At 68.6% G+C, this 539-nt stretch carries 1 protein-coding gene; it reads right to left on the reverse strand.

Features of this window, described 5'->3' with window-relative positions; genetic code table 11:
- Positions 1 to 539 (reverse strand): YjbE family putative metal transport protein (locus tag E8D38_RS28075; RefSeq protein WP_140637647.1); only part of this gene is annotated, 539 nt, incomplete at both ends.

Raw genomic sequence — 539 nt, forward strand, 5'->3', positions numbered from 1 at the left:
GCCGCCAGCTTGCCGATGGCCAGCACCAGCAGCGCGCCGGCGATGCCTGCGCCGTAGCGGATGGCGGCGATCACCTCGGGCGCCGCGCCGGCCTTCTCGGCCGGCACCGTGGGCAGGTAGGGCAGCACCGCCGGGTCGGAGACGGCCATGGTGCCGGCGATCCAGCCCAGCAGCATGCCGCCGGCGGTGATGATGATCGGGTAGCGGTCCATCAGCTTGATCACCAGCTGGCTGCCCCACACGATGATCGGGATGGACACCAGCAGGCCGAAGATCACCAGCGGCATCTGGTGGTCGCCGCCCGCGCCTTCGGCGGCGCCGGCGATCGCGATCACGTTGTCCAGGCTCATCACGAAGTCGGCCACGATGACCGTCTTGACGGCCGCCCACAGCTTGTCGCTGGCCTGGATGTTGGCGTGCTCGTCCTCGTCCTCGGGCAGCAGCAGCTTGATGCCGATCCAGATCAGCAGGGCCGCGCCCACCAGCTTGAGGAAGGAGATCTTCAGCAGCGTGAGCGCGAAGAAGATCAGGACCACCCG

It is taken from the genome of Methylibium rhizosphaerae (assembly GCF_006386545.1).
Taxonomy (GTDB): Bacteria; Pseudomonadota; Gammaproteobacteria; order Burkholderiales; family Burkholderiaceae_C; genus Pseudorivibacter; species Pseudorivibacter rhizosphaerae.